The organism is Marilutibacter chinensis (assembly GCF_021725675.1).
GTDB classification, from domain to species: domain Bacteria; phylum Pseudomonadota; class Gammaproteobacteria; order Xanthomonadales; family Xanthomonadaceae; genus Marilutibacter; species Marilutibacter chinensis.
The window spans coordinates 1-16,244 of record NZ_JAKJPO010000025.1 but is presented as its reverse complement, the minus strand read 5'-3'; the positions used below and the strand labels follow the sequence as shown (position 1 = coordinate 16,244).

Here is a 16,244-nt window from a genome sequence, read left to right as displayed (position 1 = left end):
GGCGGTCGTCCGTCGCTGGTGGTCCAGGCAGGCGAGCCGGCGACGGCTCGCCGTCGCCGTCTAAGGAAAACCGATAACTTTCACGTACGCCAGTAGCTCAATTGGCAGAGCAGCGGTCTCCAAAACCGCAGGTTGGGGGTTCGAGTCCCTCCTGGCGTGCCACTGGATGACGGGGCCGTAACCGGACCCGCGAAGAGCCGGATGAACAGCAAGGTCGAACAACACAACGGCGCCAGTGCCGGCGATATCGCGAAGTACGTGCTGGCCGTGGCCCTGGTGGCTGCCGGCGTGTTCGGCTACATCTGGTTCGACCAGTGGGCCGGCCCGCTGCGGGCGTTGCTGGTGGTCGCGGGACTGCTGGCGGCGGTGGCCGTGTTCTTCACCAGTGCCAAGGGCGCGCAGACGCGCGAGTTCCTGGCCGAGTCGCGCTTCGAGTTGCGCAAGGTGGTCTGGCCGACCCGCCAGGAAGCCCTGCGCACGACCTGGGTCGTGATCATCGCCGTGATCGTGCTGAGCCTGATCCTGGCCGGCTTCGACTTCGTGATCCAGTTTGTGGTCAAGTCAATTTTGGGACGCTGAGCAGATGACGGAAAACAACAAGCGCTGGTACGTGGTCCACGCCTACTCGGGTTTCGAGAAGTCGGTGGCCCAGGCGCTGCGTGACCGCATCGCGCGCGCCGAGATGGGCGACCGCTTCGGCGACGTGCTGGTTCCGACCGAGGAAGTGGTCGAGATGCGCTCCGGCCAGAAGCGCCGTTCCGAGCGCAAGTTCTTCCCGGGCTACGTGCTGGTCCAGATCGCGACCCACGACGAGAACGGCATTCCGCGCATCGACAGCGAGTGCTGGCACCTGATCAAGGAAACCCCGAAGGTCATGGGCTTCATCGGCGGCACCGCCGACCGTCCGCTGCCGATCGCCGATCACGAGGCCGATGCGATCCTGAACCGCGTTCAGGAGGGTGTCGCCAAGCCGAAGCCGAAGGTGCTGTTCGAGGCCGGCGAGATGGTCCGGGTCATCGACGGGCCGTTCAACGACTTCAATGGCGTGGTCGAGGAGATCAATTACGAGAAGAGCCGCCTGCGGGTCTCGGTATTGATCTTCGGTCGCTCGACCCCGGTCGAGCTGGAGTTCGGGCAGGTCGAGAAGGCCTGAATCCGCTTCCGGGACGGATCGATTCCCATCCCGCCCGGAAATCTGCTATCATTTCCGGCTCGCTCCCGCTGATGCGAGTCCAGACCCTTCCGGCCGCCATCCTGGCGGCCGTCGGCGTGTCGGAGCTCTCGGCGGAAAAGCAGGGATCGGGCGCCCGGTTGCGGGTCCGGATCGGAGGCCGCGGAACCGGAAGTCCGGTGCCGGAATTTCAACGTGAAGCCGGGACACGCGACCTTCCCGGCCCGATGGGGAGCCTGAAGTCCAGGCGCTGGTACCCGGAGAGCAAGCAATGGCAAAGAAAGTAATCGGCTATATCAAGCTGCAGGTCAAGGCCGGTCAGGCCAATCCGTCGCCGCCGGTGGGCCCGGCCCTCGGCCAGCGCGGCCTGAACATCATGGAGTTCTGCAAGGCGTTCAATGCCGCCACGCAGAAGCTGGAGCCGGGTCTCCCGATTCCGACCGTGATCACCGCCTATTCGGACCGTACCTTCACCTTCATCACGAAGACGCCGCCGGCGTCGATCCTGCTGAAGAAGGCGGTCGGCATCCAGTCCGGCTCCAAGCGCCCGAACACCGAGAAGGTGGGCAAGGTCACCCGCGCCCAGCTCGAGGAGATCGCCAAGGCGAAGGAACCCGACCTGACCGCGGCCGACCTGGACGCCGCCGTCCGTACGATCGCGGGTTCGGCCCGCTCCATGGGCCTGGTGGTGGAGGGTTAAGACATGGCAATGACCAAGCGTGAGAAGGCCATCAAGGCCGCCGTCGTCCCGGGCAAGAGCTACACGTTCGACGAGGCGATCAAGATCATCAAGACCGCCACCAAGGCCAAGTTCGTCGAGTCCGTCGACGTGGCCGTGCGCCTCGGTGTCGACGCCAAGAAGTCCGACCAGCAGGTCCGCGGTTCGACCGTGCTGCCGGCCGGTACCGGCAAGAGCGTCCGCGTGGCGGTGTTCGCCCCGGCGGGTGCCAAGGCCGACGAGGCACTGGCCGCCGGCGCCGACGTGGTCGGCATGGACGACCTGGCCGAGAAGATGCAGGCCGGCGATCTGAACTACGACGTCGTGATCGCGACGCCGGACGCGATGCGCGTCGTCGGCAAGCTGGGCCAGGTGCTCGGCCCGCGCGGCCTGATGCCGAACCCGAAGGTCGGCACCGTGTCCCCGAACCCGGGCGAGGCGGTGAAGAACGCCAAGGGCGGCCAGGTCCGCTACCGCACCGACAAGGCCGGCATCATCCACTGCACGATCGGCAAGGCCGACTTCGACGACGGCTCGCTGAAGGGCAACCTCGAGGCATTGCTGGCCGACCTGATCAAGGCCAAGCCGGCGACGGCCAAGGGCCAGTACCTGCAGAAGATCTCGATCAGCTCGACGATGGGCCCCGGCGTGACCGTCGACCAGTCGTCGCTGGCGTTGAAGTAATCGATCCAACGCCGCCCAGGGACCGGGCGGCGGCAAGTTTTGAGGGCGTCGCAATGGCTTCGGCCGGCGCGATAGCCGTCAAAGACCGCAGGCGCGGTCAGCGCACATCGAAGGCGGACAGGGAGTCCGGTTGGCATGGAGTCGCCGTCGGTGGAAGCGGGATCGCTTAATCCATCCCCCTCGCGGGGAAGGGCCTGCGTAGATGGTTGCCGACCCTCCAAGGAACATGGAAACGGCCACCACCCGGAACGCCATTCCGGCGTTCCCGGCATCGCGCCAAACGATGCCGACCGAGGACCGCCACGCGCGATTCTGCGCAGGGCGGAATTGAAGTACGGAGGAGTGCAATGGCTCTCAATCTGACACAGAAGCAGGAAGTCGTTGCCGAACTGGCCGAGGTCGCCGCCAAGGCGCACTCGCTGGTCGCTTCTGAGTACCTGGGTCTCACCGCAGGTCAGTTGACCGACCTGCGCAAGAAGGCTCGCGAACAGGGCGTGTTCCTGAAGGTTGCAAAGAACACGCTGGTTTCGCGCGCGGTGGAGAACACCGACTACGCGGTCGTCCAGGACGACCTGGTCGGTCCGCTGATGTACGCCTTCTCGCAGGAGGACCCCGGTGCGGCCGGACGTCTGATCAAGGAGTTCGCCAAGGCGAACGACAAGCTGAAGCCGCGCATCGTCGCGATCGGTGGGCAGAAGTACCCGGGCACCCATGTGGATGTCCTGGCTTCGCTGCCGACCCGCGAACAGGCGCTGTCGATGCTGCTCAGCGTCATGGTCCAGCCCGCCACCCAGCTGGTCCGCTTGCTCAGCGAACCGGCCTCGCAGGTCACCCGCGTCATCAACGCGGCCGGCCAGGCGAAGGCGGCCTAAGCCACCCAGTTCGGTTTCGAAGTTCCGGAACCCAAGTCGTTTCCAAACTATTTATCTGAGGTAAATACAATGTCCCTGTCCAACGAGCAGATCATCGAAGCGATCGCCGGCAAGACCCTCGTCGAGGTGATGGAGCTGGTGAAGGCGATGGAAGAGAAGTTCGGCGTTTCGGCTGCCGCTCCGGTTGCCGTGGCCGCCGCCCCGGCCGCTGGTGGCGCCGCCGCCGCCGCCGAGGAGCAGACCGAGTTCACCGTCGTCCTGAAGGCCGCCGGCGAGAAGAAGGTCGAAGTCATCAAGGTCGTCCGCGCCATCACCGGCCTGGGCCTGAAGGAAGCCAAGGACATGGTCGAAGGCGCCCCGAAGGACATCAAGGAAGGCGTGTCGAAGGAAGAGGCCGAGAAGCTGAAGAAGGACCTCGAGGCCGCCGGCGCGACCGCCGAGCTGAAGTAAGCAGTACTTGCGTCGCCGGCCACAACTGGCGACCACCCGAGGCTGGGGGCGAAAGCCCCCGGCCTTTGGCCGTTGTTGCAGGGCCGGGATTCAGGAGTAGAAGGGCGGGTTCCACAGGTGCAGGCGCGTTCACGACGCACTGCCGTTGCGGATCCGGGTTCCGATTCCCGATCCCGGCTTCAAGCCGAGTTGACAGTTGGAAGTAGCGGGAGAGGGCGTGCTGGTGCCGGCAATACCAGCGACTTCCAACTGGCGATTCCATCGGGTTCCCGCGTGACGGGAGCCCGGCGAAACCACTTCCCCCAGGGCCGCGGACGCGCGGTCCGCTGAAAAGTCGAGGCGGTAGCTCACCATGACCACAGCTTCTACGTCGTATTCGTTCACCGAGAAGAAGCGTATCCGCAAGGATTTCGGCAAGCGCAAGTCGATCCTTGAGGTCCCGTTCCTGCTCGCGATCCAGGTCGATTCCTATCGCGAATTCCTGCAGGAGCACACCGATTGGAACAAGCGCGAGGACAAGGGCCTGCACGCCGCCCTGAAGTCGGTGTTCCCGATCGCCAGCTACAGCGGCAACGCCGCGCTGGAGTACGTGGGCTACAAGCTCGGCGAACCGCCGTTCGACGAGCGCGAGTGCCGCAATCGCGGCCTGAGCTACGGCGCGCCGCTGCGCGTGACCGTGCGCCTGGTCATCTACGACCGCGAGTCGTCGACCAAGGCGATCAAGTACGTGAAGGAGCAGGAGGTCTACATGGGCGAGATCCCGCTCATGACCGAGAACGGCACCTTCATCGTCAACGGCACCGAGCGCGTCATCGTCTCGCAGCTGCACCGCTCGCCGGGCGTGTTCTTCGACCACGACCGCGGCAAGACCCACAGCTCGGGCAAGCTGCTCTACAGCGCCCGCATCATTCCTTACCGCGGCTCCTGGCTGGATTTCGAGTTCGACCCGAAGGACGGCCTGTTCACCCGTATCGACCGTCGCCGCAAGTTGCCGGTCACGATCCTGCTGCGCGCGCTGGGCTACAACAACGAGGAGATGCTGGCCGAGTTCTTCGAGGTCAACACGTTCCATATCGATCCCAGCGAGGGTGTCCAGCTCGAGCTGGTTCCCGAGCGCCTGCGCGGCGAGACCCTGGACTTCGACCTGGCCGATGGCGACAACGTCATCGTCGAGGCCGGCCGCCGCATCACCGCGCGCCACGTCAAACAGCTCGAGGCTTCCGGCATCGAGGCGCTGGCCGTGCCCGACGCCTACCTGGTCGGCCGCATCCTGTCGCACGACGTGATCGATACCTCGACCGGCGAGCTGATCGCCGCCGCCAACGACGAGATCACCGAGGAGCAGCTGGAGCTGCTCCGCAAGGCCGGCATCGAGAGCGTCGGCACGATCTGGGTCAACGACCTCGATCGCGGCCCGTACATCTCCAACACCCTGCGCATCGATCCCACCAAGACCCAGCTCGAAGCACTGGTCGAGATCTACCGGATGATGCGTCCGGGCGAGCCGCCGACCAAGGACGCCGCGCAGAACCTGTTCCACAACCTGTTTTTCACCTTCGAGCGCTACGACCTGTCGGCCGTTGGCCGGATGAAGTTCAACCGCCGGATCGGCCGCAAGGAGACCACCGGCGCGTCGGTGCTGTACGACGCCAAGTACTACGCCGATCGCAAGGACGAGGAGTCCAAGCGCCTGGTGGAGGAGTGCGGCGATTCGTCCGACATCCTCGATGTGATCAAGGTGCTGACCGAGATCCGCAACGGCCGCGGCATCGTCGACGACATCGACCACCTGGGCAACCGTCGCGTGCGTTCGGTCGGCGAGATGGCCGAGAACGTGTTCCGCGTGGGCCTGGTCCGCGTCGAGCGTGCGGTCAAGGAGCGTCTGTCGATGGCCGAGTCGGAGGGATTGACCCCGCAGGAGCTGATCAACGCCAAGCCCGTCGCCGCCGCGATCAAGGAGTTCTTCGGCTCCTCGCAGCTGTCGCAGTTCATGGACCAGAACAACCCGCTGTCGGAGGTCACCCACAAGCGTCGCGTCTCGGCCCTGGGCCCGGGCGGCCTGACCCGCGAGCGCGCCGGCTTCGAGGTGCGCGACGTGCACCCGACCCACTACGGCCGCGTCTGCACCATCGAAACGCCGGAAGGCCCGAACATCGGCCTGATCAACTCGCTGGCGGTGTTCGCCCGCACCAACAAGTACGGCTTCCTCGAAACCCCGTACCGCAAGGTCATCGACGGCAAGGTCACCGACGACATCGAGTACCTGTCGGCGATCGAGGAGAACGAGTACGTCATCGCCCAGGCCAATGCCGAGCAGGATGAGAAGGGCCGGCTGGTCGCCCAGTTCGTCGCCTGCCGCCATGCCGGCGAATCGCTGCTCAAGCCGCCGAGCGAGGTCCATTACATGGACGTCTCGCCGATGCAGACCGTGTCGGTCGCGGCGGCGCTGGTGCCGTTCCTGGAGCACGACGACGCCAACCGCGCGCTGATGGGCGCGAACATGCAGCGTCAGGCGGTGCCGACGCTGCGCGCGCAGAAGCCGCTGGTCGGAACCGGCATCGAGCGCGCGGTCGCGCGCGACTCGGGCGTGACCGTCAACGCCCGGCGCGGCGGCGTGATCGAGCAGATCGACGCCGGCCGCATCGTGGTCAAGGTCAACGAGGACGAGATCTCCGGCGAACACGATGCCGGCGTCGACATCTACAGCCTGATCAAGTACACCCGCTCGAACCAGAACACCTGCATCAACCAGCGTCCGCTGGTGAACGTGGGCGACGTCATCGCGCGCGGCGACGTGCTGGCCGACGGCCCGTCGACCGACATCGGCGAGCTCGCGCTGGGCCAGAACATGCTGGTCGCGTTCATGCCGTGGAACGGCTACAACTTCGAGGACTCGATCCTGCTCTCCGAGCGCGTGGTCGAGGAGGATCGCTACACCACGATCCACATCGAGGAGCTGACCTGCGTCGCCCGCGACACCAAGCTGGGTCCGGAGGAAATCTCCGCCGATATCCCGAACGTCTCCGAGAGCGCGCTGAACCGCCTCGACGAGTCGGGCGTGGTCTACATCGGTGCCGAGGTGCGTGCCGGCGACATCCTGGTCGGCAAGGTCACGCCGAAGGGCGAGAGCCAGCTGACCCCGGAAGAGAAGCTGCTGCGCGCGATCTTCGGCGAGAAGGCCTCCGACGTGAAGGACAGCTCGCTGCGCGTGCCGCCGGGCATGGACGGCACCGTCATCGATGTGCAGGTCTTCACCCGCGACGGCATCGAGAAGGACAAGCGCGCCAAGCTGATCGAGGACTCCGAGATCCGCCGCGTCAAGAAGGATTTCGACGATCAGTTCCGGATCCTCGAGGCCGCGATCTACGCGCGCCTGCGCGGCCAGCTGATCGGCAAGGTCGCCAACGGCGGCCCGGGCCTGAAGAAGGGCGACACCGTGACCAGCCTGGTGCTGGACGGCCTGTCCCGCAAGGACTGGTTCAGCCTGCGCATGAAGGACGAGGAAGCGGTCGAGGCGATCGAGCGCGCGCAGAAGCAGATCGAGGTTCACGAGAAGGAGTTCGAGCGCCGCTTTGCCGACAAGCGCGCGAAGATCACCCAGGGCGACGACCTCGCCCCGGGCGTGCTGAAGATGGTCAAGGTGTTCCTGGCGGTGAAGCGCCGCATCCAGCCGGGCGACAAGATGGCCGGCCGTCACGGCAACAAGGGTGTCGTGTCGACGATCGTGCCGGTCGAGGACATGCCGTACATGGCGACCGGCGAGTCGGTCGACATCGTCCTCAACCCGCTGGGCGTGCCGAGCCGGATGAACATCGGCCAGATCCTCGAGACCCACCTGGGCTGGGCCGCCAAGGGCTTGGGCCGCAAGATCCAGGCGATGCTCGAGGCGCAGGCGAAGATCGCCGAGCTGCGCAAGTTCCTCGACGAGATCTACAACCACGATGGCAAGCTGATCGGCGAGCGCGTCGACCTGGGCCAGTTCTCCGACGATGAGTTGCTGAACCTGGCGCGCAACCTCGTCGACGGCGTGCCGATGGCGACCCCGGTGTTCGACGGCGCCGCCGAGTCCGAGATCAAGAAGATGCTCGAGCTCGCGGACCTGCCGAGCAGCGGCCAGACCCAGCTGTACGACGGCCGCACCGGCGAGGCGTTCGACCGCCACACCACGGTTGGCTACATGCACATGCTGAAGCTGAACCATCTGGTCGACGACAAGATGCACGCCCGTTCGACCGGTCCGTACTCGCTCGTCACCCAGCAGCCGCTGGGCGGCAAGGCGCAGTTCGGCGGACAGCGCTTCGGCGAGATGGAAGTCTGGGCGCTGGAGGCCTACGGCGCGGCCTACACCCTGCAGGAAATGCTGACGGTGAAATCCGACGACGTGCAGGGCCGCAACCAGATGTACAAGAACATCGTCGACGGCGAATACGAAATGGTGGCCGGCATGCCGGAGTCCTTCAACGTCCTGGTCAAGGAAATCCGCTCGCTCGCGATCAACATGGAACTGGAAGAGAACTGATCGCCGCCGCCGCCTGAGGAGATATCCCGATGAAAGATTTGCTCAACCTGTTCAACCAGCAGCGGCCGGCGCTCGACTTCGACGCGATCAAGATCGCGCTGGCGTCGCCGGACCTGATCCGCTCGTGGTCGTTCGGCGAAGTCAAGAAGCCCGAAACGATCAACTACCGCACCTTCAAGCCGGAGCGTGACGGCCTGTTCTGCGCCGCGATCTTCGGACCGGTCAAGGACTACGAGTGCCTGTGCGGCAAATACAAGCGCATGAAGCACCGCGGCGTGGTCTGCGAGAAGTGCGGCACCGAGGTCACCCTGGCCAAGGTCCGTCGCGAGCGCATGGGCCACATCGACCTGGCCAGCCCGGTCGCGCACATCTGGTTCCTGAAGTCGCTGCCGTCGCGCATCGGCCTGATGCTCGACATGACCCTGCGCGACATCGAGCGCATCCTGTACTTCGAGGCCTTCGTGGTCACCGAGCCGGGCCTGACTCCGATGGAGCGCGGCATGCTGCTCACCGAGGAGCAGTACATGCAGGCGCGCCAGGAGCATGGCGACGATTTCGAGGCCGCGATGGGCGCCGAGGCGGTCTACGACCTGCTGCGCACGATCGACCTGCAGGCCGAGATGCTGCAGCTGAAGGAAGACATCGCTGCGACCGGCTCGGAGACCAAGCTCAAGCGCCTGACCAAGCGGATCAAGCTGATCGAGGCCTTCCTCGAGTCCGGCAACCGTCCGGAGTGGATGGTGATGACCGTGCTGCCGGTGCTGCCGCCGGACCTGCGTCCGCTGGTTCCGCTGGACGGCGGCCGCTTCGCGACCTCCGACCTGAACGACCTGTACCGCCGCGTCATCAACCGCAACAACCGCCTGCGCCGCCTGCTGGAGCTCAACGCGCCCGACATCATCGTGCGCAACGAGAAGCGCATGCTGCAGGAGTCGGTCGACGCGCTGATGGACAACGGCCGCCGCGGCCGCGCGATCACCGGCACCAACAAGCGCCCGCTCAAGTCGCTGGCCGACATGATCAAGGGCAAGCAGGGCCGCTTCCGCCAGAACCTGCTCGGCAAGCGCGTCGACTACTCCGGCCGTTCGGTCATCGTGGTCGGCCCGTACCTGAAGCTGCACCAGTGCGGTCTGCCGAAGAAGATGGCGCTGGAGCTGTTCAAGCCGTTCATCTTCGCCAAGCTGCAGCGCCGTGGCCTGGCCACGACGATCAAGGCCGCCAAGAAGCTGGTCGAGCGCGAAGAGGCCGAGGTGTGGGACATCCTCGAAGAGGTGATCCGCGAGCACCCGGTGCTGCTGAACCGTGCGCCGACCCTGCATCGCCTCGGCATCCAGGCGTTCGAGCCGGTGCTGATCGAAGGCAAGGCGATCCAGCTGCACCCGCTGGTCTGTACCGCGTTCAACGCCGACTTCGACGGTGACCAGATGGCCGTGCACGTCCCGCTGAGCCTCGAGGCCCAGCTGGAAGCGCGCGCGCTGATGATGTCGTCGAACAACATCCTGTCGCCGGCGAACGGCGAGCCGATCATCGTGCCGTCGCAGGACGTCGTGCTCGGCCTGTACTACATGACCCGCGCCCTCGAGAACAAGAAGGGCGAGGGCATGGTGTTCGCCAACGTCGCCGAGGTGAAGCGCGCCTACGACAACCGCGTCGTCGAGCTGCACGCCAAGGTGAAGGTGCGCCTGACCCAGACAGTCGTCAACGAGGATGGCAGCCGCGAGCAGGTGACCTCGGTGGTCGATACCACCGTCGGCCGCGCGCTGCTGCAGGAAATCCTGCCCGAGGGCCTGCCGTTCGCTCTGGCCAACGTCGAGCTGGTGAAGAAGAACATCAGCCGCCTCATCAACTCGTGCTATCGCATGCTCGGCCTGAAGGACACGGTCGTGTTCGCCGACAAGCTGATGTACACCGGCTTCGCCTATGCGACCCGTGCCGGCGTCTCGATCGGCATCGACGACATGGTGATCCCGGACGAGAAGAAGGACATCCTCGGCGAGGCAGAGACCGAGGTCCTCGAGATCCAGGAGCAGTACCAGTCGGGCCTGGTCACCGCCGGCGAGCGCTACAACAAGGTCGTCGACATCTGGTCGCGCACCAACGAGCGCATCGCCAAGGCGATGATGGACGCGATCGGCACCGACAAGGTGAGCAACGCGAAGGGCGAGACCGTCGACCAGAAGTCGATGAACTCGCTGTACATCATGGCCGACTCAGGCGCGCGTGGCTCGCAGGCGCAGATCCGCCAGCTGGCCGGCATGCGCGGCCTGATGGCGCGTCCGGACGGTTCGATCATCGAGACCCCGATCAAGGCGAACTTCCGCGAAGGCCTGAACGTGCAGGAGTACTTCAACTCCACGCACGGTGCCCGAAAGGGCCTGGCCGACACCGCGCTGAAGACCGCGAACTCCGGTTACCTGACCCGCCGCCTGGTCGACGTGGCCCAGGACGTGGTCATCACCGAGGACGACTGCGGCACGATGGCCGGTCTGACCATGACCCCGATCGTCGAAGGCGGCGACGTGGTCGAACCGCTGCGTGAGCGCGTGCTTGGCCGCATCGTGGCCGAGGACGTGTTCCTGCCCGGCGACGACGAGGAGCCGATCGTTACCCGCAACACCCTGCTCGATGAAGCCTGGGTGCAGAAGCTGGAAGAGGCCGGCGTGCAGGCGATCAAGGTCCGCTCGACCATCACCTGCGAATCCGCGTTCGGCGTCTGCGCGCACTGCTACGGGCGCGATCTCGCGCGCGGCCACCTGGTCAACCATGGCGAGGCGGTCGGCGTTGTCGCCGCGCAGTCGATCGGCGAGCCGGGCACGCAGCTGACCATGCGTACCTTCCACATCGGCGGTGCGGCTTCGCGTGCGGCGGCGATCGACAACGTCACCGTCAAGACCACCGGTACGATCAAGTTCAACAACCTCAAGCACGTCAAGCACGCCAACGGCCACCTGGTCGCGGTGTCGCGTTCGGGCGAGCTGTCGATCCTCGACAGCCATGGCCGCGAGCGCGAACGCTACAAGCTGCCCTACGGTGCGAACGTGTCCGTCGACGACGGCGGTGCGGTCAAGGCCGGTCAGCAGGTTGCGAACTGGGATCCGCATAACCACCCGATCGTCTCGGAAGTCGCCGGTTTCGTCCGCTTCATCGACTTCGTCGACGGCGTGACGGTGATCGAGAAGACCGACGAGCTGACGGGTCTGGCCTCGCGCGAGATCACCGATCCGAAGCGTCGCGGCTCGGCCGGCAAGGACCTGCGTCCGCTGGTCCGCATCGTCGACAAGAAGGGCAACGACCTCAACATCCCGGGCACCGACCTGCCGGCGCAGTACCTGCTGCCGCCGCGCTCGATCGTCAACCTGCAGGACGGCGACGCCGTCGGCGTGGGCGACGTGGTCGCGAAGATCCCGCAGGAAGCGTCCAAGACCCGTGACATCACCGGCGGTCTGCCGCGCGTGGCGGACCTGTTCGAGGCGCGCAAGCCGAAGGATCCGGCGATCCTGGCCGAGCGCTCGGGCGTGGTCAGCTTCGGCAAGGACACCAAGGGCAAGCAGCGTCTGATCATCAAGGACGCCGATGGCAGCGAGCACGAGGAGCTGATCCCGAAGTACCGCCAGATCATCGTGTTCGAAGGCGAGCACGTGGAGAAGGGCGAGACCGTGGTGGACGGCGAGCCGAGCCCGCAGGACATCCTGCGCCTGCTGGGCGTGGAGCCGCTGGCGGTCTATCTGACCAAGGAGATCCAGGACGTCTACCGCCTGCAGGGCGTGAAGATCAACGACAAGCACATCGAGGTGATCGTTCGCCAGATGCTGCGCAAGGTCGAGATCACCGACCAGGGCGACAGCAAGTTCCTCAACGGCGAGCAGGTCGAGCGCCAGCGCGTCGTCGAGGAGAACGCCCGTCTGGCGGCGAAGGGCGAGATCCTCGCCCAGTTCGATCCGGTCCTGCTCGGCATCACCAAGGCCTCGCTGGCGACCGAATCGTTCATCTCGGCGGCTTCGTTCCAGGAAACCACCCGAGTGCTGACCGAGGCGGCCGTACGCGGCACCCGCGACAACCTGCGCGGCCTGAAGGAGAACGTCATCGTCGGCCGCCTGATTCCGGCCGGCACCGGTCTGGCGTACCATACGCAGCGTCGCCGCGGCGCCACCGGTCTGACCGAATCCGAGATGGAGACCCTGGCCGCGCCGGTCGCGGCGGAGGTCGTGGACGACGTCGAGAGCGGCGAGGAGTCCAGCGCTTCCTGAGCGTAGAGCGGTACCGCGCCCCTGCGGGGGCGCCCCAGATCACGAAATGAGGCGCAGGGAGCGCCTCGTGTTCGGCCCAGGGAGGGCGGGATCGCAGCACTGTCGCCCCGGCGCCTGCCTCGCAGGTATCCCGGGGCGATTCATGGCCTTGCGTTGACGGTATCGTCAAACGCAGGCTATACTTTTCCGTCTCGGTGAGCTGGGTGTGCCCGGCTTGCCGTTCGTTTTCACGTCGGGGTGTTGCCTGGTTGGATCGGGCCCCGCCCTCCCACCAAAGAGCTCCAGATGGCAACGATCAATCAGCTGGTCCGCAAGCCGCGGCAGGCCGCCACATACAAGAGTGCCTCGCCGGCGCTGGCCAATTGCCCGCAGCGCCGCGGCGTCTGCACCCGCGTCTATACCACCACTCCGAAGAAGCCGAACTCGGCGATGCGCAAGGTGGCCAAGGTCCGCCTGACCAACGGTTACGAGGTCATCTCGTACATCGGCGGCGAGGGCCACAACCTGCAGGAGCACTCGGTCGTCCTGATCCGCGGCGGCCGCGTCAAGGATCTCCCCGGCGTGCGCTACCACACCGTGCGTGGCTCGCTCGACGCCGCCGGCGTCGCCAAGCGCCGCCAGCGCCGTTCCAAGTACGGCGCCAAGCGCCCGAAGTCCTGAGGAGTGATCCATGTCGCGTAAAGGTTCCGCCCCGCAGCGTTCCGTCCTGCCCGATCCCAAGCACGGCAGCGAGACGATCGCGCGTTTCATCAACATGGTCATGAAGAGCGGCAAGAAGTCGGTCGCCGAGAAGATCGTCTATGGCGCGATGGACGTCATCGGCGAGAAGAACGACGCTCCGCTGGAGCTGGTCGAGAAGGCCCTGGGCAACGTGTCCCCGGCCGTCGAGGTGAAGTCCCGCCGCGTCGGCGGCGCCACCTACCAGGTTCCCGTCGAGGTCCGCGCGTCCCGCCGGATGGCGCTGGCGATGCGCTGGCTGATCGAGTCCGCCCGCAAGCGTGGCGAGAACAGCATGCCCCGCAAGCTGGCCGCCGAGCTGATCGACGCTTCCGAGAACCGCGGCGGTGCGATCAAGAAGCGTGAGGAGACCCACCGTATGGCCGAAGCCAACAAGGCGTTCGCGCACTACCGCTGGTGATCCGGGCAGTCCCCGCGGGCAACGGCGGGGGCGTCTGAAGGCGGCCCGCAGCCGCCACGGCGACGACAACCGCCGCCTAACGAACCGGATGCCGCCGTCAGGCGGCGTCCGGCCATCTGGAATTCGAAAACTTACGAGAGGGTCCCGTGGCTCGCACCACTCCCATCGAGCGTTACCGCAACTTCGGCATCATGGCCCACATCGATGCCGGCAAGACCACCACGTCCGAGCGCATCCTGTTCTACACCGGTGTCAGCCACAAGATCGGCGAGGTCCACGACGGCGCCGCCGTGATGGACTGGATGGAGCAGGAGCAGGAGCGCGGCATCACCATCACCTCCGCGGCCACCACGGCGTTCTGGACGGGCATGGACAAGTCGATGCCGCAGCACCGCCTGAACATCATCGACACCCCCGGCCACGTCGACTTCACCATCGAGGTGGAGCGCTCGCTGCGCGTGCTCGACGGCGCGGTGTTCGTGCTGTGTGCGGTCGGTGGGGTGCAGCCGCAGTCGGAGACCGTGTGGCGCCAGGCCAACAAGTACCGCGTGCCGCGCATGGCGTTCGTCAACAAGATGGACCGCACCGGCGCGAACTTCGACAAGGTCGTCGAGCAGCTGAAGGCCCGCCTGGGCGCCTATCCGGTGCCGATGCAGGTGCCGATCGGCGCCGAGGACAACTTCGAGGGCGTGGTCGACCTGGTCAAGATGAAGGCGATCCACTGGGATGCCGCCTCGCAGGGCACCATCTTCGAGTACCGCGACATTCCGGCCGAGCTCGCCGACAAGTGCGCCGAGGCCCGCAGCTTCATGGTCGAGGCCGCCGCCGAGGCCAGCGAAGAGCTGATGGACAAGTACCTCAACGATGGCGACCTGTCCGAGGCCGAGATCCTCGCCGGTTTGCGCCAGCGCACCCTGAAGGTCGAGATCGTGCCGGTGTTCTGCGGCACCGCGTTCAAGAACAAGGGCGTGCAGGCGATGCTCGACGGCGTGATCCAGCTGCTGCCGTCGCCGGCCGACGTGCCGCCGGTGCAGGGCGTCGACGAAGACGAGAAGGAGGCGACCCGCGCCGCCGACGACAAGGCGCCGTTCTCGGCGCTGGCGTTCAAGATCATGACCGACCCGTTCGTCGGTTCGCTGACCTTCTTCCGCGTCTACTCGGGCGTGCTCAACTCCGGCGACCAGGTCTACAACCCGGTCAAGTCGAAGAAGGAGCGCGTGGGCCGCATCCTGCAGATGCACTCCAACAACCGCGAGGAGATCAAGGAAGTCCGCGCCGGCGATATCGCCGCGGCGGTGGGGCTGAAGGACGTCACCACCGGTGACACCCTGTGCGCCCAGGATCACGTGATCACGCTTGAGCGCATGGTGTTCCCGGAGCCGGTCATCTCGATGGCGGTCGAGCCGAAGACCAAGTCGGACCAGGAGAAGATGGGCATCGCCCTCGGCCGCCTGGCGCAGGAGGATCCGTCCTTCCGCGTGCGTACCGACGAGGAGTCCGGCCAGACCATCATCGCCGGCATGGGCGAGCTGCACCTGGACATCATCGTCGACCGCATGAAGCGCGAGTTCAACGTCGAGGCCAACGTCGGCAAGCCGCAGGTCGCGTACCGCGAAACCATCCGCAAGCCGATCAAGGTCGAAGGCAAGTTCGTTCGCCAGTCCGGCGGCAAGGGTCAGTTCGGTCACGTCTGGATCGAGCTGGAGCCGAACGAGCAGGGCGGTGGCTACGTGTTCGAGAACGCGATCGTCGGTGGCGTCGTGCCGAAGGAGTACATCCCGGCCGTCGACAAGGGCATCCAGGAAGCCGCCGCGAACGGCGTGCTCGCCGGCTACCCGGTCGTCGACGTCAAGATCAAGCTGGTCGACGGTTCGTACCATGAGGTCGACTCGTCGGAAATGGCGTTCAAGATCGCAGGCTCGATGGCCTTCAAGGAAGGCTTCATGAAGGCGAGCCCGGTTCTGCTCGAGCCGATGATGAAGGTCGAGATCGTCACCCCCGAGGAGTACCTGGGCGACGTGATGGGCGACGTCAGTCGTCGCCGCGGCATCCTGTCCGGCCAGGACGACAGCCCGTCGGGCAAGATCATCAACGCGATGATCCCGCTGGGCGAGATGTTCGGTTACGCGACCACCCTGCGCTCGATGTCGCAGGGTCGCGCGACCTTCACGATGGAATTCGACCATTACGCCGAGGCGCCGGCCAACATCGCCGAAGCCGCGAGCAAGAAGAACTGAGTCGTGCCGGCTCCGGCCGGCACCCTCGATCAACAAACACGCATTGACAATAAAAGGTAGATAACCATGGCTAAGGGTAAGTTCGAGCGCACCAAGCCGCACGTGAACGTCGGCACGATCGGCCACGTTGACCACGGCAAGACCACGCTGACGGCAGCGCTGACGAAGGTGGGCGCCGAGCGTTTCGGTGGAGAGTTCAAGGCGTACG

General features: G+C 65.8%; 12 protein-coding genes and 1 tRNA gene. All 13 read left to right on the top strand.

The window, feature by feature from the left end:
* Positions 1 to 86: 86 nt before the first annotated feature.
* Positions 87 to 162, top strand: a tRNA-Trp gene (locus tag L3V18_RS19075).
* A 39-nt stretch (positions 163 to 201) separates the two neighbouring features.
* On the top strand, positions 202 to 579 hold the full coding sequence (gene secE, locus L3V18_RS19070) for a preprotein translocase subunit SecE (RefSeq protein WP_237057042.1): 378 nt from the start codon (positions 202 to 204) through the stop codon (positions 577 to 579).
* Positions 580 to 583: 4 nt separating this feature from the next.
* Entirely contained in the window at positions 584 to 1,153 is a 570-nt protein-coding gene (gene nusG, locus L3V18_RS19065; protein ID WP_237057040.1) for a transcription termination/antitermination protein NusG, read from the top strand.
* Positions 1,154 to 1,442: 289 nt separating this feature from the next.
* Positions 1,443 to 1,871: a 50S ribosomal protein L11 gene (gene rplK, locus L3V18_RS19060; RefSeq protein ID WP_141624036.1), complete on the top strand. Its 429-nt coding sequence runs from the start codon at positions 1,443 to 1,445 to the stop codon at positions 1,869 to 1,871.
* Between the two features lie 3 nt (positions 1,872 to 1,874).
* Entirely contained in the window at positions 1,875 to 2,573 is a 699-nt protein-coding gene (gene rplA / locus L3V18_RS19055; protein ID WP_237057037.1) for a 50S ribosomal protein L1, read from the top strand.
* Between the two features lie 347 nt (positions 2,574 to 2,920).
* Positions 2,921 to 3,445 carry a 50S ribosomal protein L10 gene (rplJ, locus tag L3V18_RS19050; protein WP_237057035.1) on the top strand — a complete coding sequence of 175 codons (525 nt, stop codon included), beginning with the start codon at positions 2,921 to 2,923 and terminating at the stop codon, positions 3,443 to 3,445.
* A gap of 69 nt (positions 3,446 to 3,514) precedes the next feature.
* A complete protein-coding gene (gene rplL / locus L3V18_RS19045) occupies positions 3,515 to 3,895 on the top strand; it encodes a 50S ribosomal protein L7/L12 (RefSeq protein ID WP_237057033.1) in 381 nt (126 codons plus the stop codon).
* A 352-nt stretch (positions 3,896 to 4,247) separates the two neighbouring features.
* Positions 4,248 to 8,414 carry a DNA-directed RNA polymerase subunit beta gene (gene rpoB / locus L3V18_RS19040; protein WP_237057032.1) on the top strand — a complete coding sequence of 1,389 codons (4,167 nt, stop codon included), beginning with the start codon at positions 4,248 to 4,250 and terminating at the stop codon, positions 8,412 to 8,414.
* Positions 8,415 to 8,443: 29 nt separating this feature from the next.
* The gene (rpoC, locus tag L3V18_RS19035; protein ID WP_237057030.1) at positions 8,444 to 12,661 is read left to right on the top strand and encodes a DNA-directed RNA polymerase subunit beta'; all 4,218 of its coding nucleotides are present in this window, start codon (positions 8,444 to 8,446) and stop codon (positions 12,659 to 12,661) included.
* Between the two features lie 285 nt (positions 12,662 to 12,946).
* Positions 12,947 to 13,321, top strand: coding sequence for a 30S ribosomal protein S12 (gene rpsL, locus L3V18_RS19030; RefSeq protein WP_111267083.1), 375 nt, complete (start codon positions 12,947 to 12,949; stop codon positions 13,319 to 13,321).
* A gap of 10 nt (positions 13,322 to 13,331) precedes the next feature.
* Positions 13,332 to 13,799, top strand: a complete 468-nt coding sequence (gene rpsG / locus L3V18_RS19025) for a 30S ribosomal protein S7 (RefSeq protein WP_111267082.1) — start codon at positions 13,332 to 13,334, stop codon at positions 13,797 to 13,799.
* Positions 13,800 to 13,945: 146 nt separating this feature from the next.
* Entirely contained in the window at positions 13,946 to 16,036 is a 2,091-nt protein-coding gene (gene fusA, locus L3V18_RS19020) for an elongation factor G (RefSeq protein WP_237057028.1), read from the top strand.
* Positions 16,037 to 16,102: 66 nt separating this feature from the next.
* Positions 16,103 to 16,244, top strand: a 142-nt coding sequence (locus L3V18_RS19015) for a GTP-binding protein (RefSeq protein ID WP_237057044.1), incomplete at its 3' end; no start/stop codon positions are given.

Excerpts from the sequence above, each read along its gene's own strand:
- secE (WP_237057042.1), top strand. The coding sequence starts at position 202 with ATGAACAGCAAGGTCGAACAACACAACGGCGCCAGTGCCGGCGATATC.
- nusG (WP_237057040.1), top strand. The coding sequence starts at position 584 with ATGACGGAAAACAACAAGCGCTGGTACGTGGTCCACGCCTACTCGGGT.
- rplK (WP_141624036.1), top strand. The coding sequence starts at position 1,443 with ATGGCAAAGAAAGTAATCGGCTATATCAAGCTGCAGGTCAAGGCCGGT.
- rplA (WP_237057037.1), top strand. The coding sequence starts at position 1,875 with ATGGCAATGACCAAGCGTGAGAAGGCCATCAAGGCCGCCGTCGTCCCG.
- rplJ (WP_237057035.1), top strand. The coding sequence starts at position 2,921 with ATGGCTCTCAATCTGACACAGAAGCAGGAAGTCGTTGCCGAACTGGCC.
- rplL (WP_237057033.1), top strand. The coding sequence starts at position 3,515 with ATGTCCCTGTCCAACGAGCAGATCATCGAAGCGATCGCCGGCAAGACC.
- rpoB (WP_237057032.1), top strand. The coding sequence starts at position 4,248 with ATGACCACAGCTTCTACGTCGTATTCGTTCACCGAGAAGAAGCGTATC.
- rpoC (WP_237057030.1), top strand. The coding sequence starts at position 8,444 with ATGAAAGATTTGCTCAACCTGTTCAACCAGCAGCGGCCGGCGCTCGAC.
- rpsL (WP_111267083.1), top strand. The coding sequence starts at position 12,947 with ATGGCAACGATCAATCAGCTGGTCCGCAAGCCGCGGCAGGCCGCCACA.
- rpsG (WP_111267082.1), top strand. The coding sequence starts at position 13,332 with ATGTCGCGTAAAGGTTCCGCCCCGCAGCGTTCCGTCCTGCCCGATCCC.